Genomic DNA, 19,855 nt, shown 5'->3' on the forward strand with positions numbered 1-19,855 from the left:
TCCTCAACTCATTGATAACAGAGCAAAACTCATGAAATCGCATGCAAAGGTCGTGGTCATTGGCGGTGGCGTCGTCGGGTGCTCCGTGCTGTTCCATCTGGCGCGTCATGGCTGGACCGATGTCGTGCTTTTGGAGCGCGACGAGCTGACCTCCGGCTCGACCTGGCATGCGGCCGGCGGCATGCACACGATCAATGGCGACCCCAACGTCGCCAAGCTGCAGAAATACACGATCTCGCTCTACAAGGAGATCGAGGAGCTGTCGGGACAGGCGACCGGCGTACATCTGACCGGCGGCGTGCTTCTGGCGGCAACCGAGGCGCGGCTCGACTGGCTGCGCGGCGTCGTCGCCAAGGGGCGTTACCTCGGCATCGACCTCGAGGAGATATCGGCCAATGAAGCGGCCGAGCTGATGCCGCTGCTCGACCCGAAACAATTCGTCGGCGCCGTCCGCAACAAGGAGGACGGCCATCTCGATCCCTCTGGCGTTACGCATGCCTATGCCAAGGCCGCGCGGAAACTGGGCGCCGAGGTCGAGCGCTTCACCAAGGTCGAGGACATTGTGCGCCGGCCCGACGGCATGTGGCGCGTCATCACCAACAAGGGCGAAGTGGTGGCCGAGCATGTCGTCAATGCCGGCGGGTTATGGGCGCGCGAGGTCGGCCGCATGGTCGGGCTGGAGCTGCCGGTGCTGGCAATGGAGCACATGTACCTGATCACCGAGGATATGCCCGAGGTGGCGGCGTGGAACGCCAAGACCGGGACCGAGATCATCCATGCCGTCGATTTCGATGGTGAGCTGTACCTGCGCCAGGAGCGCGGCGGCATGCTGATGGGCACGTACGAGAAGGCCAACAAGGTCTGGTCCGAATTCCAGACGCCGTGGAATTTCGGTCATGAATTGCTGGAGCCGGACATCGACCGCATCGCGCCGTCGCTCGAAGTGGGCTTCAGGCATTTCCCGGCCTTCGAGAGGACCGGCATCAAGCAGATCATCAACGGGCCCTTCACCTTCGCGCCGGACGGCAATCCGCTGGTCGGGCCGGTGCGTGGCCTTCCCGGCTTCTGGGTCGCCTGCGGCGTCATGGCGGGCTTTTCACAAGGCGGCGGCGTCGGCCTGGCGCTGTCCAACTGGATGATCGAGGGCGATCCAGGCGCCGACATCTGGGCCATGGATGTCGCGCGCTACGGCGACTGGGCGACGATGGCCTACACCAACGCCAAGGTGCGCGAGAATTATTCGCGCCGCTTCTCGATCCGCTTCCCCAATGAGGAACTGCCCGCCGGGCGGCAGCTCAAGACGACGTCGATCTACGATTTGCTGTCGGCCAAAGGCGCGCAATGGGGTGTGTCCTATGGGCTGGAAGTGCCGCTGTGGTATGCGCCCGAGGGTGTCAGGGACGAATTCTCGTGGCGGCGTTCCAGCGATTTTTCCCATGTCGCCAATGAGGTCGCGGCGGTTCGTGAAAGCGTCGGCCTGGCGGAGATTTCGAACTTCGCCAAATACAAGGTGACGGGAGAAGGGGCGGCCGCTTGGCTCGACCGGATCTTTGCCTGCAAGTTGCCCAAGCCAGGCCGCATGACGTTGGCGCCGATGCTGAAGGACGACGGCAAGCTCATCGGCGATTTCACGCTGGCCAATATCGGTGCCCCCAATTCCAACGGGACCGAGTGGTTCATCGCCGGCTCCGGTATCGCCGAGCAGTATCATATGCGCTGGTTCGAGGCGCATTTACCTGCGGATAGCTCAGTGCGCATAGAGGCGCTGGGGCAGAAACTGACCGGTCTGGCGATCGCCGGACCCAAGGCGAGGGAGGTGCTGGCAAAGGCCAGCCGCGCGGATGTCGCCAACATCGCATTCCCGTTCATGGCGGTCGCGAAAATGGACATCGGCACGGCGCCGTGCCTGGTCGGCCGCGTCAGCTACACCGGCGATCTCGGCTACGAGATCTGGGTGGGGCCGGAATATCAGCGCGCTGCCTTCCAGGCGTTGATGGCGGCAGGCGAGGAATTCGGCCTCGGCCTGTTCGGCTCGCGCGCGCTCAATGCGCTGCGGCTGGAGAAAAACTACGGCTCATGGGCGCGCGAATACCGGCCGATCTACGGGCCGCTGGAGGCCGGGCTCGACCGTTTCGTCGCCTATGGCAAGGATGCCGATTTCATCGGTAAAACCGGCGCTCTTGCCGAGCGCAAGCAGGGCGGCAAGCTCAGGCTGCGCACATTTATCCTCGATGCTGACGATGCCGATGTCATCGGCGACGAGCCGATCTGGTACGATGGCGCGGTGCGCGGCTGGGTGACGTCAGGCGGCTATGCGCATCACTCGAAGAAATCCGTCGCCATCGGCTATGTGCCGAAGGAGATCGCCGATGAGAGCGACGGCTTCGAAATCGAACTTTTGGGCAAGCGCCACGCGGCGCGCGTTCAGGCAGCGCCGCTCTTTGACGCGAACTTCGAGCGAATGCGCGCCTGAAGCGCTTCGGCTTTCGCCGAGGCGCTTCAGATTCTTGTTTTGTGCAAGTCGTTATCCCAAAACCGCTGCGCACTTTTGGGCGACATGCATCAGGCGCGTCAGGTGCTGCGGCGGTTGTCGAGCGCGAAAGCGCCGGCGCCGGCAAACACCAGATAGAGGAAGATGAAGCAGAAGGAGATTGCCGCGTCGCCGCTGTTGTTGACCGGGAAGAAGTCGCGCGGGTAGTGCGCCATGAAATAGGCGATGGCCATCTCGCCGGCCAGAAGGAACGCGACCGGGCGGGTCAACAGACCGAGCGCCAGCAGGATGCCACCGGCGAACTCCAGGATGCCTGCAGTCATCGTCAGGCCGATAAGAGCGTGAGGCTCGGCGCTGACCGGAAAATTGAACAGTTTCTGCGAGCCATGCTCGAGGAACTGCAGGGCTGTGATGATGCGCAGGACGCCGAGCGCCTGCGGCTGAAATCTGGCGAGACCGTCAAAAAGCTTCATCTAAACTCCATTTTTCCAACCATGTGGCCCGGCCATAAATCATCACCCGGCGCTGGACCATTCACTTCCCATGGCCTGTCATCAACAATCGGTGATTGCAATTATTTCCAGTCTGACTTCGAAATTTGCTCTCGTTATGGTTGCATACATCTCGTTAAGGTTGTATATCTGCGAGTAGACACTCCAAACCAGACGGGTTCCTTCGCCATGAAAAAAGTCGCCATCAGCCTGTTCGCAATCCTCGCAAGCACCAGTTTCGCCATGGCCGCTGATGCTGGCTGCGATGCCTTCAAATGGCCGGTGACACGCGAGCAGGAACTGTTTCCGGCAGCGCCCGCCGCGCAGTCCGGTGCCTCTCTTGCTTTCGGCGAAGCCGCGGATATGGCGCTGGAGCCGGTCGATGCGGTCAGCTTCATGGTCTCACCGCAACGCGCGCCGGCAGCCGGCACGTTCGGCGCGACGGCAAACGTGGCCGTGCCAACGGAAGGAGAGCTCCAGATCAGCCTGTCCGATGAGGCCTGGGTCGACGTCATTCAGGATGGCCAGGCCGTGAAATCAGCCGGTTTCAGCGGCGTGAAGACCTGCCTCGGCGTCCGCAAGAGCCTGCGCTTCAAGCTGACGCCTGGCGCAGCCACGATCCAGCTCAGCGGCGCCAGGAAAGAGAACCTCAAAGTTGCGGTGCTGGCGCCGGAGTGACCGCGCCCGGACGCGCCTCTCATCGCACCAGCGGCGCGATGAGAGCAGTTCCGTGCAGGCGAGTACCGGAGGGGATCAGCGGCCCGGCGCGATCAGCGCGAAATAAGCGCCTTGCGGATCGGTGAACTGGGCAATCCATTGGCCGGCCGGCACCGGCATCGGACCCATGACGATGTTGCCGCCATTGTCGGTGACGCGTTTGGCGGCTGCGTCGATGGCATCGACATTGAAGTAGAACAGCCACACCGGCACCGGCAGCTGTTGTGGCTTGTTCATGATGCCGCCGCCGGATTCAGGGCCGGCCGAGAAGGTCTGATAGATGCCCATCTCGCCGATGTCCATGCTACCGGCATCGGTCCAGCCGAACTGGCTGGAGTAGAAATCGAAGGCCTTCTGGCGGTCGGACGCATAAAGCTCGTGCCAGCCGACATGGCCCGGCGTCCTTGCCGGAAGGACGGGCTGGTCGGGACCATTGGGCTGCAGGAACATGAAGGCGGCGCCTTGCGGGTCGGCGACGACGGAGAAGCGGCCGACGCCGGGAATGTCGTCGGGTTCGCGGTGAACAGTCCCGCCGGCGGCTTTCAGTGCCTCGGTCGAGGCATCGGTATCGCTGGTGTGGATATAGCCGAACCAGGCCGGCTTCAGACCCGTCCTGGCTGCTTCCTCGGGCAGGGTCATCAGCCCGCCGACGCCACGCTCGGCGGAGTTCACCACGATATAGCGCGGCATGCCGGGCGCCTTGTCGAAGGGCTCAGCCCGCCAGCCGACCACGGTGGTGTAGAACGCTTGCGCCGCATCGAGGTCGCTGGTCATCAACTCGTACCAGAAGAAGGGCATTGGGGATCTCGGCATTCTCGGTCTCCTACCTATGCATAGATCGTCGTCCGATCCATCAAAGGACGTTTTCAGCGACGCGAATCCGACAGCGAACCGGAGAAAATTCAACGGCTGCGTTGACACATCGTTCCGCACTTCGCCCCACCGACGCCTTGCACGTGCGGCGGTTTTCGACTTTCCTTGGGCAAACGAGGGGTAGTCGTTTCATGCGCCTTATGTCGCTCACGCCTGAGCTTGTGTCACTGTGTCACCGCGAAGAGGTCGATCCCGGACCGGACGGCAGCTGGACGCAGCTGAACGACGAGGATTACCGGACATTAGCCTTGCGGCTGTCTGATGAAGCAGACGAGGGGCCTCTGTGGGTGTTCGCCTATGGCTCGTTGATCTGGAAGCCGGCTTTCGAGTCCGTCGAACGCCAGCGCGCCACTGCGTTTGGCTGGCATCGCTCCTTCTGCCTCGACATGGTGCGCTGGCGCGGCAGCGTAGCGCAGCCGGGGCTGATGATGGCGCTCGAACGCGGCGGCCGATGCGACGGCGTCATCTACCGCCTGCCCGACGGCGACAAGCCGCAGCAGATCGAAAGATTGTTGCGGCGCGAGATCGACGACCATGAGAGTGTCAGCTCGGTCCGGTGGGTTCCCGTGCGCACGGAGCAGGGCCGGATACGGGCGCTCGGCTTCTGGGTCGGGGTGACGGGCAGGGGAACCTCGCTCGGGCAGCCGCTGGATCGGGTGGCGAGGGTGCTTGCCAGAGCCTGCGGCAATGTCGGCTCGGGTGCCGAGTATCTCTACAACACCGTCAGCCACCTTGAGGAATTCGGCATCCGCGACCGCAATCTGTGGCGGCTGCAGCAACTGGTTGCCAACGAGATCAGGTCGATCCATGGCGGCGCTACGAGCACTGGCTTTTCGCCCGTGACATAGGCCATAACATGAGTGGTCCGATCATATTATCAGCTAGGCTTTTCAGTGGCTTGCGGTGAAAATTGACCAATTGATAAAAAAATAAAACGTGCTAGCCTTCCCCAAAACGAAAACATGGGGAACTGACGATGCCACAAGGCCAGTTCAAGGACGGCATTGCCGGCGGCCGGCTTGCCGCCGACCAGTACGCCGAGAATTTTTCCGACCTGCATCCGCCGCTCGATCACCACGAAGCGCTGGTCGAATCCGACCGCTGCTATTTCTGCTACGATGCGCCGTGCATGAACGCGTGCCCGACCTCGATCGACATTCCGCTGTTCATCCGCCAGATATCGACCGGCAACCCGATCGGTTCGGCCAAGACGATTTTCGACCAGAACATATTGGGTGGCATGTGCGCCCGCGTCTGCCCGACCGAGACGCTTTGCGAAGAGGTCTGCGTGCGCGAGGTGGCGGAAGGCAAGCCGGTGCAGATCGGCCGCCTGCAGCGCTACGCCACCGACGTCGCAATGGCCGAGCACAAGCAGTTTTATCCGCGCGCTGAATCGACCGGCAAGTCGGTCGCCGTCGTGGGCGCCGGACCGGCCGGTCTTGCCGCCGCCCACCGGCTCGCTCGCCACGGCCATGACGTCACCATTCTGGAAGCCCGCCCGAAGGCCGGCGGCCTCAATGAATATGGCATCGCCGCCTACAAGAGCATCGACAATTTCGCCCAGGCCGAGGTCGACTATGTCACTGGGATCGGCGGCATCGATATCCATAACGGCAAGGCGCTCGGTCGCGACTACCAGCTGTCGGACCTGATCCTCAATTATGATGCCGTCTTCCTCGGCATGGGGCTTGGCGGCGTCAATGCGCTGCGCGCCGATGGCGAGGAGGCCGGTGGCGTCGTCAATGCAGTCGAATTCATCGCCGAACTGCGCCAGGCCAGCGATCTCTCGAGCCTGCCAATCGGCCGGCGCGTCGTCGTCATCGGCGGCGGCATGACGGCGATCGACGCCGCCGTGCAGTCGAAGCTGCTCGGCGCCGAGGAGGTGACGATCTGCTACCGGCGCGGCCAGGAACACATGAACGCTTCCGAGTTCGAGCAGGATCTGGCAGCCGCCAACGGCGTCACCATCCGCCACTGGCTGCAGCCGAAGCGGGTCATTGTCGAAGGTGGCAAAGTGTCGGGCATCGAGCTCGAATACACAGCGATGAACGGGGACACGCTTGTCGGCACCGGCGAGCGGCTGACGCTGGCCGCCGACCAGGTGTTCAAGGCGATCGGCCAGAGCTTTGTGCCGGCGGCACTTAACGGCAGCGGTGCTGCGATCGAACTCGAAGCCGGCCGCATCAAGGTCGACGCAGAAGGGCGCACCTCGCTCGCCAATGTCTGGGCCGGCGGCGACTGCATTTTTGGCGGCGACGATTTGACGGTATCGGCCGTCGCGCAAGGCCGCGATGCGGCGGAGAGCATCAACCGGAGTCTGGCACAGGGATAGAGATCATGGCCTCAGTGGAATCAGGCATCGCGCGTCACTACGACGTCTCGGATCTTGAGCAGCACATTCTTGCCGTGCTCGCCGATACCGGCGTGGAAATTGCCCATCTACGCGCTGGCGATCTCGAAGCGGTCGACGAGTTCCACATTGGCGGTATCGCCGCCACCAGGGAACTCATCGGCCAGATGGGTTTGAAGCCGGGGGCCAGGCTGCTCGACATTGGTTCCGGCGTGGGTGGTCCAGCCCGTTTCGCCGCCAACAATGCCGGCGCCGATGTCACCGGCATTGATCTGACGCAAAGCTATGTCGACATCGCGACCAGCCTGTCGAAGCGGGTGGGAATGGCCGACAAAGTCCGGTTCGTGCAGGGCAGCGCGCTGGACATGCCGTTCAGCAACAAAAGCTTTGATACGGCCATGATCCTGCATGTCGGCATGAATCTTCCCGACAAGAAAAAGCTGATGAGCGAGGCGGCGCGTGTGCTCAAGCCGGGCGGCGTCTTTGCCGTCTACGATGTGATGCGGCTCAAGGCAGGTGCGCTGACCTATCCGCTGCCATGGGCATCCGACGAGAGCATGTCCTTCGTTGCCACGCCCGACGACTATCGTTCGGCTGCCGCCGCCGCGGGGTTCTCTGTAACCGCCGAGCGCCCTCGTGGCGCCTTCGCCATCGAATTTTTCGACACGATACGGGCGCGCATGGCTGCGGCGCAGGCGGAAGGAAAAAAGCCGCCGCCTGGCGTTAATCTTATCATGGGCGAGAACGCCGGCACCAAGATCGCCAATCTCACCCCCGCGCTTAAAAGCGGCATTCTCGCACCCGTGGAAATGCTCTTTCGTCTCGGTTGAAAGGGACCTGTCATGGCAGACATCCGCAACAATTTCGTCGGCATCAAATCGCCCAATCCGTTCTGGCTGGCTTCGGCGCCGCCGACCGACAAGGCCTACAACGTCATCCGCGCCTTCAAGGCGGGCTGGGGCGGCGTCGTGTGGAAGACGCTGGGCGAAGAAGGTCCGCCGGTGGTCAACGTCAACGGCCCGCGTTATGGCGCGATCTGGGGGGCGGACCGGCGCCTGCTCGGCCTCAACAATATCGAGCTGATCACCGACCGCGATTTGCAGGTCAATCTGCGCGAGATCAAGCAGGTCAAGAAGGACTGGCCCGACCGCGCCATCGTCGTCTCACTGATGGTGCCATGCGTCGAGGAAAGCTGGAAGGCGATCCTGCCGGTGGTCGAGGAGACCGAAGCCGACGGCATCGAGCTCAATTTCGGCTGCCCGCACGGCATGTCGGAACGCGGCATGGGCGCGGCTGTCGGCCAGGTGCCTGAATACATCGAAATGGTGGTGCGCTGGTGCAAGGCCAACACCCGCATGCCTGTCATCACCAAGCTGACGCCGAATATCACCGATGTGCGCAAGCCGGCGCGCGCCGCACTCTCCGGCGGAACCGACGCGGTGTCGCTGATCAACACCATCAACTCGATCACCGGCGTCGACCTCGACAGTTTCGCGCCGCAGCCGACCATCGACGGCAAGGGCTCGCATGGCGGCTATTGCGGCCCGGCGGTGAAGCCGATCGCCATGAACATGGTGGCCGAGATCGCCCGCGATCCGGAAACGCGCGGCCTGCCGATCTCCGGCATTGGCGGCATCACCACCTGGCGCGATGCGGCTGAATTCATGGCGCTCGGCGCCGGCAATGTGCAGGTGTGCACGGCGGCGATGACATACGGCTTCAAGATCGTGCAGGAGATGATCGCCGGTCTCGAAAACTGGATGGACGAGAAAGGCCACGCCTCGCTCAACGACATTGTCGGCCGCGCCACGCCCAACGTCACCGACTGGCAGTATCTCAACCTCAATTACATCGCCAAGGCGCATATCGACCAGGACGCCTGCATCAAATGCGGCCGCTGCCACATCGCCTGCGAGGACACTTCGCACCAGGCGATCACCAACATGGTCGACGGTGTCAGGCATTTCGAGGTGATCGAGGCCGAATGCGTCGGCTGCAATCTGTGCGTCAATGTCTGCCCGGTCGAGAACTGCATCACCATGGAGCCGCTGGCCGCCGGCGTGATGGACCAGCGCACCGGCAAGCCGGTGTCGCCGGTCTATGCCAATTGGACGACACACCCGAACAACCCGATGGCCAAGGTGGCTGCGGAGTAGACTTGGGTTCCTCGCCCCGATCGACGTCTACGTTGTGCACTCATCTTCTGTGACTGGTCGGCGTGAGGGCTTGGTTGCCACGTGGTTCCCCCAATCCGTCGCTGCTTCGCAGCGCCACCTTTCCCCCTTCGGAGGGAAAGGAAGGGAGCTTTACTGACGAACGTTGACGGCAAAAACTTGGCGCCGTTCCTCTCCCCCCGTCGATCCGGGGAAAGGTGGCTCCGGCGAAGCCGAGACGGAGTGGGGGTCGATCAGCGCAATATAAGACAATGCATGCGCCAAGCCGCCATACACGCTATCGCCACAGACCAGCCGCCCAGAAATGTGTGCAGGCCGCAGAGCGGGATGCCCAAGTTCTGTGAAGCCATCGCTATATGTGAATTTCCGCATTTTCCTATTGCAGATAAGTTTTATCCGCGATAAAAGATATCCATGAATAGGAGCGCAACATCATGAAGCTGGGCGAAGGTGTAGAAGCGGCCATCCATTGCGCGGCCACCCTGGCCAGCGTGGAGGGCAACAGCACGATGCCGGGTGCTGCTTTGGCAGAGTCCTTCGGCCTGTCGCCGAGCTATCTGCTGAAACATCTGAACCAGCTGACGGCTACGCGGATCCTGGAATCGGTGCCGGGACCGGCGGGCGGCTACCGGCTGGCGCGTCCGGCCGAGCGCATCACGCTGCTCGATATCGTGCTGGCGATCGAAGGCCGTGAGCCGGCCTTCCGCTGCGGCGAGATCCGCCAGCGCGGCCCGGTCAAGATCGATGCTTCGGCCTATGTGAAGCCGTGCGGCATCAATGCCGCGATGCTGAAAGCCGAGCGCGCCTATCGTGCCGCTCTCGCGGAAACCCGGTTGTCCGACATCGTGGCTGACTACAAGGCCGAAGGCGATCCGCGATCGTTTGCCGCCAGCTGTGCCTTTGTGGCGCGCCATCAGCGGCCGCAGAAACCCGCTTCGACCAAACAGATTTAATCCCCCGCAAACAGATGTGAAAGGAAAGACGATGAAACAGAGACTGCAATTCTTCGCCAAGGCGCCTGAGATCATGAAGGCGGTGTCAGCGCTCAACAAGGCGGTCGACGAATGCGGGCTTGAAGTGAGCCTGCTGCATTTGATCAAGCTCCGCGCCTCGCAGATCAATGGCTGCTCCTACTGCGTCGAGATGCATAGCCGCGAGGCGAGGCGCGATGGCGAAACCGAGACACGGCTCTATCTGGTTTCGGCCTGGAAGGAATCGCCGCTGTTTTCCGAGCGCGAACGCGCGGCGCTTGCTTGGACCGAGGCAACGACCCTGATCGCCAACAATGGCGTTTCGGACGAACTCTATGCCCGCACGCTCGAGCACTTCTCGGAAGAGGAACTGGTCAAGCTGTCGGTCGCGATCGGCATGATCAACACCTGGAACCGGCTCTGCATCCCGTTCCACGCCATTCACCCGATGCCGGCTGCCAAAGCAGCCTGACCGTCCGGTTAGTCATGGAGCGCCGTGGAAAGGGCGGCGCTCCACCTGTTTCATGCTTAAGTACGGGGAAGATTTCATGCCTGTCGATTTGCCTTCGACCTTTTTGTTTCTCGGCCGCCTGTTGCTCGGCGGCGCCTTCGTTTGCGCCGGCCTGCGCAATGTTCAGAACGAGACCTTCCTGACCGGGCTGATGACCGCGCGCGGCGTGCCGCAGGCGAGATTGGCGTTGTGGGCCGGCATCGTCCTGCAGACCATTGCCGGCGCGCTGTTGATGGCCGGCCTGTGGACTGCGACCGCCTGCGCCGTGCTGCTGCTGTTTCTCATCGTCGCCACGCCGATGTTCCACAATTTCTGGGACCATCAGGGCCCGGACCGGGCGTCGCGCATCAACGGTTTCGTAGGCAACGTCGCACTGGCCGGAGGCCTTCTCACGCTGATCGCGCAGTCGCTGTAAGGTCACGCCGCGTAGCGCAGGCCGCCGTCGCAGGTCAGCACCTGGCCGGTCATGAAGCCGTTGGAGACTAGAAAGGCGATTGCGCCGGCGACGTCTTCGGCGCGGCCGATCCTGCCCACCGGGGTTTTGCCGGCATATTCGCTGAACACCGCCTGCCGCTGGTCTTCGGCCAGAAAATCCCACCATGGCGTGTCGATGACGCCGGGCGCCACGACGTTGACGCGCAGAGGCTTCAGTTCGACCGCCAGGATCGGCACCACCGTCAGCAGCATGCCGTTGACGGCGGCAATGCCAGCCACGCCGGGCGCCGACAATTGTGCCGACACCGCCGAGATGAAAGTGACCGATCCCGATCTGTTGAGCGTCGGCAAGGCTGCCTGCAAACAGGACAGCTGCGGCCTGACTTTCTCGTCGACGCCGCCGGCGATGTCTGAGAGGTCGAGGGTTTCGAACGGCCCAAGTCCCTTGCCGCCGCTGGCAGCCAGCACGAGGTGATCGAACGGTCCGAGTTCCCCAAAGAACTGGCGAACTTCGCCCGGCTTCGAAGCATTGAAGGCAGCTTTTTCGGCGGCGCCGCCGAGGCTCTTCCAAGCGCTGGTGAGCTTGTCCTGGTTTCGTCCGGTGATGGTCACCTTCATGCCTGGGCCTAGCAGTTTTCGCGCCGTTGCCAGGCCGATGCCGGATGAGCCGCCGATGACGACCGTGTGTTCGATCTTGCCGGTCATGAATGCTGTTCCTTCGATTTTGGGGAAGCCTGGCCGACGAGGTCGAGGCTCAGGGTTCGCAATTGCTGTCTGGCCTTGGCGTCATAGGTTTGTGCGTCGGCGCGGGCCTCCCTTCGGCCGTCGAAATAGAGGCCGCTGCGGCCCTCCAGCGCGGGCGATGTCGCGAGGTTGAGAATGGCGTCGGCGCCGGTCTCGACCGAGCTCCATGGCGTCACGCCGGCCTGGCGGACCATGGTGGTGTTCATGTAGCTCGCCGGATGCAGAGCGTTGACGGTGACGCCGCTGCCTTTCAACTCTCCGGCGAGGTCGATGGTGAATAGGATCTGCGCCAGCTTGCTCTGGCAATAGGCGCGCACGCCGTCATAGGAACGTGTCAGCATGACATCGCCGAAATCGATCGCCTGCTGGCCGGTCGAGGCGACGTTGATGATGCGCGCCGGCGAACTCGCCTTGAGCAGCGGCAGCAGTTCCGAGGTCAGCAGGAAACCGGCGAGATAGTTGACCGCAAAGCGCAGTTCGAAGCCGTCGGCGCTGAGCTGTCGCTTGGCGCCGGCCGTGCCGATGCCGGCATTGTTGATGAGGATGTCGAGCCGGTCGGTTTTTGCGCGTACGGCCTCGGCGAGGCGGCGGACCTCGGCTAGCCAGGCGAGGTCCGCGGCGAGGAACTCGGCTTTGCCGCCGGCGGATTCGATATCTGCGACGGTTGCCTTGCCGCGAGCCGCGTCACGGCCATGCACCAGCACGCGCGCGCCGCCGGCGCCAAGCTGTTGCGCGACGACACGGCCGACGCCATCGGTCGAACCGGTGATGAGGATTGTCTTGTCTTTCAGATCCATATTCAGAGCCTCCATCTCTCTGGATGGAAGATGGGGCGCCTGACGCAGCCCAAACAGTTCAAACTTTATCCTGGTATCAATACTGCTATAATAGCTCTCATGGATGCTCCCACGCACTCCGCTGAAGACAGCCGCCGGCGCGAGCTTGGCGCCTTCCTGCGCTCGCGCCGCGAAAGATTGACGCCGTCCGCCACCGGCATCGCGACCGGTCTGCGGAGACGCACGCCCGGCTTGCGTCGCGAGGAAGTGGCGATGATCGCCGGCGTCGGCACCACCTGGTACACATGGCTAGAGCAGGGGCGCGAGGTCAGACCCTCGGTGGAGGTGCTAGCGGCGCTCAGCGAAGCGCTGCGCCTCGACGCCGTCGAAAGGCGGCATCTGTTCATCCTGGCAGGCCGCCAGCAACCGGAGAACCGCGTGGCTGCGCCGGAAAAGGTCGATGGCCCGCTGATGCATATGCTGGAGAGCCTGGTGCTGCAGCCGGCCTATGTCGTCGGGCGGCGCTGGGATGTGCTGGCCTGGAATCCGGCGGCGGTAGCGGTGTTCGGTGATTATGGCCTGCTAGAGGGCGACGCCCGCAACATCGTCCACATGGTGTTCACCAATCCGCATCACCGGCGCCTGCTGGTTGACTGGGAGCAATTGGCGCGCACCGTGCTGGCCTCGTTCCGGGCGGAAAGCGCCCACTATGTGGGCGATGCGGATTTCGAGCGGCTGATCGTGCTTATGACGCGCTCAAGTCCGGAGTTTCGCGACTGGTGGCCGCAACGCGACGTGGCACGCCGATTGTCGGGGGTGAAACATGTCCGACATCCGAGCGCCGGCGCCATGACGTTCGAGCATATGAGCCTGTCGATCGACGACGGCTCGGACATGAAGCTGATCGTCTACACGCCGCTGGCCGAACAGAATTCGATCGAGAAGCTGCAGAATTTGCTTGAGGCGATGCCGGCGGAGCGCCGCAGCGCCTGACGCCCAAGGTCAGCCCTTCGGCTTCAGCCCATCAATGAACAACTGCTCCAGAAACCGCGCCGCATCCTCGAAGCGGCCGTCGCCGCCGCGATCGGGCCCAAGCACCGCGCGGACCTGGACATCGAAATCGGCATAGTGCTGCGTCGTCGCCCAGATCGAAAAGATCAGGTGCCAGGGATCGGTGCGGGCGATTTTTCCTGCGCGCATCCAGCCCTTGATGACGTTGGCCTTCTCGTCGACCAGCGTTTTCAGCTCACCCGCCAGCAGCGGCATGATGCGCGGCGCGCCTTGCAGGATCTCGTTGGCGAACAGCCGGCTTTCCCTGGGAAAATCACGCGCCATTTCGAGCTTGCGCCGGATGTAGCTCCTGAGCTCGGTCAGGGGGTCGCCGATGTCGTCGAGTTCACGTAGCGGCGCCAGCCACGTCGCCAGCAGCCGCTCCATCAGCGTTTCGTGGATGTCTTCCTTGCGGCGGAAATAATAGAGCAGGTTCGGCTTCGACATCCCCGCGGCCTCGGCGATCTGGTCGATGGTCGAGCCGCGAAAGCCGTTGGTGGAGAAGACTTCGAGCGCTGCTTCCAGGATCAGTTCGCGCTTTTCCTGCTGGATGCGGGTGCGGCGAGGGGCTGAGCCTTCCATGGCGCCGCTCACCCCTGCAAGCCTTGGCCGAGCGGGTCATCTGGACCAATTCTCTGGACCAGTTTTTCTCTTACCCGTGGAGCGCACTTCGCAGGCCGCATTTCCGCTAGTAATCCCTTGACCGCCGACAGGGCGGTGCTAACGTTTGTCCAATCGGTCAAAAATTTGCGTAGCATGAAAACGCAGCAAAGACCAAGCTTTGGAAAGACCAAGCGTTAGCCGCACCGAAACAGGTTACAAGGGGAAGTCTTGGTCATGTCCAACCGGCTGAAAGTCACGCCGAACGATCTCAGCGCATTCTGGATGCCGTTCACGGCAAACCGGCAGTTCAAACAGGCGCCGCGCATGTTCGTGTCCGCCAAGGACATGCACTACACCACCAGCGACGGCCGCAAGGTGCTCGATGGCACCGCCGGCCTCTGGTGCGTCAATGCCGGCCATTGCCGTCCCAAGATCACCGAGGCGATCCAGCACCAGGCGGCCGAACTCGACTATGCGCCGGCCTTCCAGATGGGCCACCCCATCGTGTTCGAGCTGGCCAACCGCCTGGTCGATCTCGCGCCCAAGGGCATGGACCATGTCTTCTTCACCAATTCCGGTTCGGAATCGGTGGAAACCGCGCTGAAGATGGCGATCGCCTATCACCGTGTGAAGGGCGAGGGCGCGCGCACCCGCCTGATCGGCCGCGAACGCGGCTATCACGGCGTCAATTTCGGCGGCATCTCGGTCGGCGGCATCGTCACCAACCGCAAGATGTTCGGCACGCTGCTCGGCGGCGTCGACCACATGCCGCACACGCATCTGCCGGAAAAGAACACCTTCTCCAAGGGCGTGCCGGAATATGGCGCGGAACTCGCCAACGAGCTGGAGCGCATCGTTGCCCTGCATGACGCCTCGACCATCGCCGCCGTCATCGTCGAACCGGTCGCCGGCTCCACCGGCGTCATCCTGCCGCCGAAGGGCTATCTGCAGAAACTGCGCGAGATCTGCACCAAGCACGGCATTTTGCTGATCTTCGACGAGGTCATCACCGGTTTCGGCCGTCTCGGCGCGCCGTTCGCAGCGGATTATTTCGGCGTCACGCCCGACATCATGACCACCGCCAAGGGCGTCTCCAACGGCGTCATCCCGATGGGCGCGGTGTTCGTGAAGAAGGAAATCCACGACGCCTTCATGACCGGCCCCGAGCACATGATCGAGTTCTTCCACGGCTACACCTATTCGGGCAATCCGATCGCCTGTGCCGCCGCACTCGGCACGCTCGACACCTACAAGGAAGAGGGCCTGCTCGCCCGTGGCGAGGAACTGGCGCCGTACTGGGAAGATGCGCTGCATTCGCTGAAGGGCGAGCCGCATGTCATCGACATCCGGAATATCGGCCTGATCGGCGCGATCGAACTGGCGCCGATCGCCGGCAGCCCGACCAAGCGGGCCTTCTCGGCCTTCGTCAAGGCGTTCGAGCGCGGCGCGCTGATCCGCACCACCGGCGACATCATCGCGCTGTCGCCGCCACTGATCATCACCAAGGGCCAGATCAACGAATTGATCGACCATGTCAGAGAAGTGCTGAGGGCGATCGACTAATCTATCCAGCCAGTCGGGCGGCGGCGGGAACCGCCGCCCGGTTGGTTATATGAAATGAGAGGACTTTGAATGGCCGCCCCAGGCGAGAATCTGCGAATCAATTCAGACCGTTTGTGGGATTCCATCATGGAGATGGCGAAGATCGGCCCCGGTATTGCCGGCGGCAACAATCGCCAGACCGTGACCGACGAGGACGGCGAGGGACGGCATCTGTTCAAGCGCTGGTGCGAGGCGGCCGGGCTCGAAATGGGGCTCGACGAAATGGGCACCATGTTTGCCCGCCGGGAAGGCGCTGATCCCAGCCTGCCGCCGGTTTATGTCGGCAGCCACCTCGACACGCAGCCGACCGGCGGCAAATATGACGGCGTGCTCGGCGTGCTCGGCGGGCTGGAGATTATTCGCTCGCTTGACGATCTCGGCATCCAGACCAGGCATCCGATCGTCGTTACCAACTGGACCAATGAGGAAGGCTCGCGCTTTGCCCCGGCTATGATGGCGTCCGGCGTGTTCGCCGGTGTGCTCGATCAGGCGGACGTGTATCAGCACACTGATAAACAGGGCAGGAAATTTGGCGAGGAACTGGAGCGCATCGGCTGGAAAGGCACCGAGAAAGTCGGTGATCGCAAGATCCACGCCTTCTTCGAACTGCATATTGAGCAGGGGCCGATCCTCGAGGACGAAGGCATCGACATTGGCGTCGTCACCCACGGCCAGGGCCTGAAATGGCTGCAGGTAACGCTGACCGGCAAGGAGGCGCATACCGGCTCGACCCCGATGCCCAAGCGCCGTAATGCCGGGCTCGGCATGGCTCGGGTCATCGAACTGGTGCACGAGATCGCCATGGACTACCAGCCCGACGCCGTCGGCGCGGTCGGCCACATGGAAGTGTTTCCGAACTCGCGCAACATCATCGCCGGGCGCACCGTCTTCACCATCGACATCCGCTCGCCCGAGAAGGAAGTGCTGGACGCGATGGATGGGCGCATACGCGAAGGCATCGACACGATCTGTGAGGCGCTCGACATCCAGTACAAGGTCGAGCAGGTCGGCGCTTTCGATCCGGTCACCTTCGATGCCGGCTGCGTCAAGGCGATCCGCGACGCCGCCGATCGGCTCGGCTATTCCCACCGCAACATCGTCTCCGGCGCCGGCCACGACGCCTGCTGGATCAACCGCGTCGCGCCGACCGCCATGGTGATGTGCCCCTGCGTTGACGGGTTGTCACACAACGAGGCCGAGGAAATCACCAAGGAATGGGCCGGCGCCGGCGCCGACGTGCTGTTCCATGCGGTGGTAGAGACAGCGGGGATCGTGGCGTGAACTAAGATCTGTATTCAAAACGACGCTCACAAGAAGCGCGAAGAGAACAAGGGAACACGACAATGACCAAAGTCATCCGAAACGGCACCATCGTCACCGCCGACCGCACCTGGAAGGCCGATGTGCTGATGCAGCACGGCAAGATCGTCGCCATTGGCTCGAACCTGCATGGCGACCATGAGTTCGACGCCAGCGGCTGTTACGTCATGCCGGGCGGCATCGATCCGCACACCCATCTCGAAATGCCGTTCATGGGCACCTATTCGGCCGACGATTTCGAGTCCGGGACGCGTGCGGCCCTTTCCGGTGGCACCACGATGGTGGTCGATTTCTGCCTGCCGGCGCCGCAGCAATCGCTGCTGGAAGCGTTGCAGATGTGGGACAACAAGACCTCGAAGGCTGCCTGCGACTACTCCTTCCACATGGCGATCACCTGGTGGGGCAAGCAGGTGTTCGACGAGATGGCCACCGTCGTCGACAGAGGCATTACCTCGTTCAAGCATTTCATGGCCTACAAGGGCGCGCTGATGGTGGACGACGACGAGATGTACGCGTCGTTCCAGCGCTGCGCCGATCTCGGCGCGCTGCCGCTCGTTCATGCCGAGAATGGCGACGTGGTTGCGGCGCTGTCGCAAAAGCTGCTCGCCGCCGGCAATAATGGCCCCGAGGGACACGCCTATTCGCGGCCGCCGGAAGTGGAGGGCGAGGCGACCAACCGCGCCATCATGATCGCCGACATGGCCGGCGTGCCGCTCTATGTCGTGCATGTGTCCTGCGAGCAGAGCCACGAAGCCATCCGCCGCGCCCGCCAGAAGGGCATTCGGGTTTTCGGCGAGCCGCTGATCCAGCATCTGACGCTGGATGAAAGCGAGTATTTCGACAAGGATTGGGACCATGCGGCGCGCCGCGTCATGAGTCCGCCCTTCCGCAACAAGCTGCACCAGGATTCGCTGTGGGCCGGCCTGCAGGCGGGATCGCTGCAGGTGGTGGCGACCGACCACTGCGCCTTCACCACCAAGCAGAAGCGCAACGGCGTCGGCGATTTCACCAAGATCCCGAACGGCACCGGCGGGCTTGAAGACCGCTTGCCCGTGCTGTGGACGACGGGCGTCAACACCGGGCGGCTGACGATGAACGAGTTCGTCGCGGTGACTTCGACCAACATCGCCAAGATCCTCAACATGTATCCTAGGAAAGGCGCCATCGTCGAAGGCGCGGACGCCGACATCGTGGTGTGGGACCCCAGCGCCAAGAAGACCATCACCTCGAAGAAGCAGCAATCGGTGATCGACTACAACGTCTTCGAAGGTTTTGAGGTGACCGGCCTGCCGCGCTTCGTCTTTTCGCGCGGCGAATTGTCGGTCGAGGAAGCGGAGGTCAAGGCCAAGCCCGGCCATGGCGAATTCGTCGCCCGCGAGCCGAACGCGGCGGTCAACCGGGCTCTATCGACCTGGAAGGACATCACCGCGCCGCGCAAGGTCGAACGCACCGGCATTCCGGCGACAGGCGTTTGACGTTGCGGAGCCCGGGGGCGCTCATTTCACTGGTCGTGGCGATGGTGGTCGCTGGTCCGGCAACAGGGGCCGAGAGGCTGGTGGGCTTCTGGGGCAACGATGCCGGTTGTGTCTTTGCAAAGGCCGGCTTTCAGGGCCGCGACGATTATATCGTGCTGACCGCCGAGGGCATCGAGACCTATGGCAGCGGCTGCCGGTTCGCGCAGCAATTGACGTGGGCGCCGGGCACGCAATCGCTTGATGCGACCTGTTCCGCAGAGGGCGAGGCGGGGACGACGGCTGAAACCGTTGTGGTCACCAACAAGGGCGAGGGTGGTTTCTTCGTGACCATCCCCGGCCTCGAAGAAATGGGGCCGCTGCTGCCGTGTTCGTGATGTTGGTTTCGGGGGAATGAGTGTGCGTGGGTTGGTTCTATTCGTAGCGGTTCTTGCCGGGCTGGCTGCGGGTCAGGCCCATGCGGCAGGGATCGACCTGTCGAAACCCTATGGCGACAAATATGGCTGCATCAACCGCAACGGCCAGGAGGTCGCCGCCGATCGGATGCTGCTTTTGACCGACGAGGCGTTGATCACCGCCGCCAGCGCCTGCACCTTCACGGAGAAGCAAGCGCAGGCTGATGGTTCGCTGGTGGTGACGGCGACGTGCGAGGCGGAAGGTGAAGACGGGCAGGAGCCGACCAAATTCACCATCAAGCGCAGCGCCAAGAACGCCAAGAAGCTGACGGTCGCCGACGAGGACGGCAATGTCATGGGCGAAGTGGCGCGGTGCAAATGACGGCAGTCCCGTCAGCGTCAGGCCACCAGCGCATCCAGCTCCGGCAACAGGACGACGCTTTCCTGTTCATTGGGATCGGTGCGGGCGATGACGGCCGAGGACGGGGCGTTGCTCATATTGGCCGGCAGATGCGGTACGCCGGCCGGGATGTAGAAGAGGTCGCCGGCCTTGACGACGATGTGGTTCTCGAGCCTGTCGCCATACCATGTGTGGACCTCGCCCGAGAGCACATAGATCGCCGTCTCATGGCTTTCATGCAGATGCGCCTTGGCGCGGGCGCCAGGCGGCAGGGTGAGCAGATGCATGCAGATGCCGGACGAGCCGACCGTCTCGGCTGCAATGCCGGCAAAATAGGTCAATCCCTGCTTGCCTTCATAAGTGCTTTCAGGACGGATAAGGTGACAAGTGGGTTTGGGCGACATCGGCAAGGCTCCGGGCGTCGATTGGGTGGGATTGGACGAGTGGAAAGCAACATCAACGCGAATGCAACGGCATTTC

The 19,855-nt window shown here is 62.9% G+C and carries 21 protein-coding genes; 15 read left to right on the top strand and 6 right to left on the bottom strand.

Going from position 1 to position 19,855, the window contains the following annotated elements; all coding sequences use genetic code 11:
* Positions 1 to 31 precede the first annotated feature (31 nt).
* Positions 32 to 2,473 carry a GcvT family protein gene (locus ACYG9Y_RS06565; protein ID WP_023739903.1) on the top strand — a complete coding sequence of 814 codons (2,442 nt, stop codon included), beginning with the start codon at positions 32 to 34 and terminating at the stop codon, positions 2,471 to 2,473.
* A 98-nt stretch (positions 2,474 to 2,571) separates the two neighbouring features.
* Here the strand turns inward: ACYG9Y_RS06565 and ACYG9Y_RS06570 are convergent, their stop codons facing one another.
* The gene (locus ACYG9Y_RS06570) at positions 2,572 to 2,964 is read right to left on the bottom strand and encodes a DoxX family protein (RefSeq protein WP_023739902.1); all 393 of its coding nucleotides are present in this window, start codon (positions 2,962 to 2,964) and stop codon (positions 2,572 to 2,574) included.
* Between the two features lie 207 nt (positions 2,965 to 3,171).
* Here ACYG9Y_RS06570 and ACYG9Y_RS06575 point away from each other — a divergent pair, with 207 nt between their 5' ends.
* Positions 3,172 to 3,660 (top strand): hypothetical protein, encoded by a 489-nt coding sequence (locus tag ACYG9Y_RS06575; protein WP_023739901.1) that lies wholly within the window; start codon positions 3,172 to 3,174, stop codon positions 3,658 to 3,660.
* A 75-nt stretch (positions 3,661 to 3,735) separates the two neighbouring features.
* Here ACYG9Y_RS06575 and ACYG9Y_RS06580 read toward each other — a convergent pair whose 3' ends face one another.
* Positions 3,736 to 4,512: a VOC family protein gene (locus ACYG9Y_RS06580; RefSeq protein ID WP_023739900.1), complete on the bottom strand. Its 777-nt coding sequence runs from the start codon at positions 4,510 to 4,512 to the stop codon at positions 3,736 to 3,738.
* A gap of 191 nt (positions 4,513 to 4,703) precedes the next feature.
* Between ACYG9Y_RS06580 and ACYG9Y_RS06585 the strand changes: the two genes are divergently transcribed.
* From ACYG9Y_RS06585 to ACYG9Y_RS06615, 7 genes are all read left to right on the top strand, one after another.
* A complete protein-coding gene (locus ACYG9Y_RS06585) occupies positions 4,704 to 5,420 on the top strand; it encodes a gamma-glutamylcyclotransferase (protein ID WP_023739899.1) in 717 nt (238 codons plus the stop codon).
* A 128-nt stretch (positions 5,421 to 5,548) separates the two neighbouring features.
* Positions 5,549 to 6,904, top strand: a complete 1,356-nt coding sequence (locus ACYG9Y_RS06590; protein WP_023739898.1) for an NAD(P)-dependent oxidoreductase — start codon at positions 5,549 to 5,551, stop codon at positions 6,902 to 6,904.
* 5 nt (positions 6,905 to 6,909) lie between these two features.
* Positions 6,910 to 7,752, top strand: coding sequence for a class I SAM-dependent methyltransferase (locus ACYG9Y_RS06595; protein WP_023739897.1), 843 nt, complete (start codon positions 6,910 to 6,912; stop codon positions 7,750 to 7,752).
* Between the two features lie 12 nt (positions 7,753 to 7,764).
* Entirely contained in the window at positions 7,765 to 9,078 is a 1,314-nt protein-coding gene (gene preA, locus ACYG9Y_RS06600; protein ID WP_023699020.1) for an NAD-dependent dihydropyrimidine dehydrogenase subunit PreA, read from the top strand.
* Between the two features lie 452 nt (positions 9,079 to 9,530).
* Positions 9,531 to 10,049, top strand: a complete 519-nt coding sequence (locus tag ACYG9Y_RS06605) for an RrF2 family transcriptional regulator (RefSeq protein WP_023739896.1) — start codon at positions 9,531 to 9,533, stop codon at positions 10,047 to 10,049.
* A gap of 31 nt (positions 10,050 to 10,080) precedes the next feature.
* Positions 10,081 to 10,539 carry a carboxymuconolactone decarboxylase family protein gene (locus ACYG9Y_RS06610; RefSeq protein ID WP_023668206.1) on the top strand — a complete coding sequence of 153 codons (459 nt, stop codon included), beginning with the start codon at positions 10,081 to 10,083 and terminating at the stop codon, positions 10,537 to 10,539.
* 76 nt (positions 10,540 to 10,615) lie between these two features.
* Complete coding sequence (locus ACYG9Y_RS06615; protein WP_023668207.1) at positions 10,616 to 10,993, top strand: DoxX family protein; 378 nt, start codon at positions 10,616 to 10,618, stop codon at positions 10,991 to 10,993.
* Positions 10,994 to 10,995: 2 nt separating this feature from the next.
* Here the strand turns inward: ACYG9Y_RS06615 and ACYG9Y_RS06620 are convergent, their stop codons facing one another.
* Together ACYG9Y_RS06620 and ACYG9Y_RS06625 are read right to left on the bottom strand one after the other, a co-directional pair.
* Positions 10,996 to 11,718 (bottom strand): SDR family oxidoreductase, encoded by a 723-nt coding sequence (locus ACYG9Y_RS06620; RefSeq protein WP_023739895.1) that lies wholly within the window; start codon positions 11,716 to 11,718, stop codon positions 10,996 to 10,998.
* The gene (locus ACYG9Y_RS06625; protein ID WP_023739894.1) at positions 11,715 to 12,554 is read right to left on the bottom strand and encodes an SDR family NAD(P)-dependent oxidoreductase; all 840 of its coding nucleotides are present in this window, start codon (positions 12,552 to 12,554) and stop codon (positions 11,715 to 11,717) included. The genes ACYG9Y_RS06620 and ACYG9Y_RS06625 overlap by 4 nt, the downstream gene beginning before the upstream one ends.
* A gap of 99 nt (positions 12,555 to 12,653) precedes the next feature.
* On the opposite strand from ACYG9Y_RS06625, the gene ACYG9Y_RS06630 reads away from it, so the two are divergent.
* Entirely contained in the window at positions 12,654 to 13,526 is an 873-nt protein-coding gene (locus ACYG9Y_RS06630; protein ID WP_023739893.1) for a helix-turn-helix transcriptional regulator, read from the top strand.
* A gap of 9 nt (positions 13,527 to 13,535) precedes the next feature.
* Here ACYG9Y_RS06630 and ACYG9Y_RS06635 read toward each other — a convergent pair whose 3' ends face one another.
* Positions 13,536 to 14,165, bottom strand: a complete 630-nt coding sequence (locus ACYG9Y_RS06635; RefSeq protein ID WP_023687993.1) for a TetR family transcriptional regulator C-terminal domain-containing protein — start codon at positions 14,163 to 14,165, stop codon at positions 13,536 to 13,538.
* 255 nt (positions 14,166 to 14,420) lie between these two features.
* Between ACYG9Y_RS06635 and aptA the strand changes: the two genes are divergently transcribed.
* The 5 genes from aptA (at position 14,421) to ACYG9Y_RS06660 (ending at position 19,357) form a co-directional block, all read left to right on the top strand.
* Positions 14,421 to 15,749 (top strand): omega-aminotransferase AptA, encoded by a 1,329-nt coding sequence (gene aptA / locus ACYG9Y_RS06640; protein WP_023739892.1) that lies wholly within the window; start codon positions 14,421 to 14,423, stop codon positions 15,747 to 15,749.
* Between the two features lie 69 nt (positions 15,750 to 15,818).
* Entirely contained in the window at positions 15,819 to 17,069 is a 1,251-nt protein-coding gene (locus ACYG9Y_RS06645) for a Zn-dependent hydrolase (RefSeq protein WP_352608479.1), read from the top strand.
* A gap of 62 nt (positions 17,070 to 17,131) precedes the next feature.
* Positions 17,132 to 18,583, top strand: a complete 1,452-nt coding sequence (hydA, locus tag ACYG9Y_RS06650) for a dihydropyrimidinase (RefSeq protein WP_023699634.1) — start codon at positions 17,132 to 17,134, stop codon at positions 18,581 to 18,583.
* A gap of 80 nt (positions 18,584 to 18,663) precedes the next feature.
* A complete protein-coding gene (locus tag ACYG9Y_RS06655; RefSeq protein ID WP_245260981.1) occupies positions 18,664 to 18,957 on the top strand; it encodes a hypothetical protein in 294 nt (97 codons plus the stop codon).
* A gap of 22 nt (positions 18,958 to 18,979) precedes the next feature.
* On the top strand, positions 18,980 to 19,357 hold the full coding sequence (locus ACYG9Y_RS06660; RefSeq protein WP_023705581.1) for a hypothetical protein: 378 nt from the start codon (positions 18,980 to 18,982) through the stop codon (positions 19,355 to 19,357).
* Between the two features lie 17 nt (positions 19,358 to 19,374).
* Here the strand turns inward: ACYG9Y_RS06660 and ACYG9Y_RS06665 are convergent, their stop codons facing one another.
* Positions 19,375 to 19,779 carry a cupin domain-containing protein gene (locus tag ACYG9Y_RS06665; RefSeq protein ID WP_031196380.1) on the bottom strand — a complete coding sequence of 135 codons (405 nt, stop codon included), beginning with the start codon at positions 19,777 to 19,779 and terminating at the stop codon, positions 19,375 to 19,377.
* Positions 19,780 to 19,855: the final 76 nt, after the last annotated feature.

It is taken from the genome of Mesorhizobium sp. W050, assembly GCF_054719535.1.

Bases quoted from the DNA above. Each gene is read 5' to 3' on its own strand.
- ACYG9Y_RS06585 (WP_023739899.1), top strand. From the start codon at position 4,704: ATGCGCCTTATGTCGCTCACGCCTGAGCTTGTGTCACTGTGTCACCGC.
- hydA (WP_023699634.1), top strand. From the start codon at position 17,132: ATGACCAAAGTCATCCGAAACGGCACCATCGTCACCGCCGACCGCACC.
- ACYG9Y_RS06605 (WP_023739896.1), top strand. From the start codon at position 9,531: ATGAAGCTGGGCGAAGGTGTAGAAGCGGCCATCCATTGCGCGGCCACC.
- aptA (WP_023739892.1), top strand. From the start codon at position 14,421: ATGTCCAACCGGCTGAAAGTCACGCCGAACGATCTCAGCGCATTCTGG.
- ACYG9Y_RS06590 (WP_023739898.1), top strand. From the start codon at position 5,549: ATGCCACAAGGCCAGTTCAAGGACGGCATTGCCGGCGGCCGGCTTGCC.
- ACYG9Y_RS06625 (WP_023739894.1), bottom strand. From the start codon at position 12,554: ATGGATCTGAAAGACAAGACAATCCTCATCACCGGTTCGACCGATGGC.
- ACYG9Y_RS06635 (WP_023687993.1), bottom strand. From the start codon at position 14,165: ATGGAAGGCTCAGCCCCTCGCCGCACCCGCATCCAGCAGGAAAAGCGC.
- ACYG9Y_RS06615 (WP_023668207.1), top strand. From the start codon at position 10,616: ATGCCTGTCGATTTGCCTTCGACCTTTTTGTTTCTCGGCCGCCTGTTG.
- ACYG9Y_RS06645 (WP_352608479.1), top strand. From the start codon at position 15,819: ATGGCCGCCCCAGGCGAGAATCTGCGAATCAATTCAGACCGTTTGTGG.
- preA (WP_023699020.1), top strand. From the start codon at position 7,765: ATGGCAGACATCCGCAACAATTTCGTCGGCATCAAATCGCCCAATCCG.
- ACYG9Y_RS06570 (WP_023739902.1), bottom strand. From the start codon at position 2,964: ATGAAGCTTTTTGACGGTCTCGCCAGATTTCAGCCGCAGGCGCTCGGC.
- ACYG9Y_RS06595 (WP_023739897.1), top strand. From the start codon at position 6,910: ATGGCCTCAGTGGAATCAGGCATCGCGCGTCACTACGACGTCTCGGAT.
- ACYG9Y_RS06665 (WP_031196380.1), bottom strand. From the start codon at position 19,779: ATGTCGCCCAAACCCACTTGTCACCTTATCCGTCCTGAAAGCACTTAT.
- ACYG9Y_RS06565 (WP_023739903.1), top strand. From the start codon at position 32: ATGAAATCGCATGCAAAGGTCGTGGTCATTGGCGGTGGCGTCGTCGGG.
- ACYG9Y_RS06610 (WP_023668206.1), top strand. From the start codon at position 10,081: ATGAAACAGAGACTGCAATTCTTCGCCAAGGCGCCTGAGATCATGAAG.
- ACYG9Y_RS06575 (WP_023739901.1), top strand. From the start codon at position 3,172: ATGAAAAAAGTCGCCATCAGCCTGTTCGCAATCCTCGCAAGCACCAGT.
- ACYG9Y_RS06580 (WP_023739900.1), bottom strand. From the start codon at position 4,512: ATGCCGAGATCCCCAATGCCCTTCTTCTGGTACGAGTTGATGACCAGC.
- ACYG9Y_RS06630 (WP_023739893.1), top strand. From the start codon at position 12,654: ATGGATGCTCCCACGCACTCCGCTGAAGACAGCCGCCGGCGCGAGCTT.
- ACYG9Y_RS06620 (WP_023739895.1), bottom strand. From the start codon at position 11,718: ATGACCGGCAAGATCGAACACACGGTCGTCATCGGCGGCTCATCCGGC.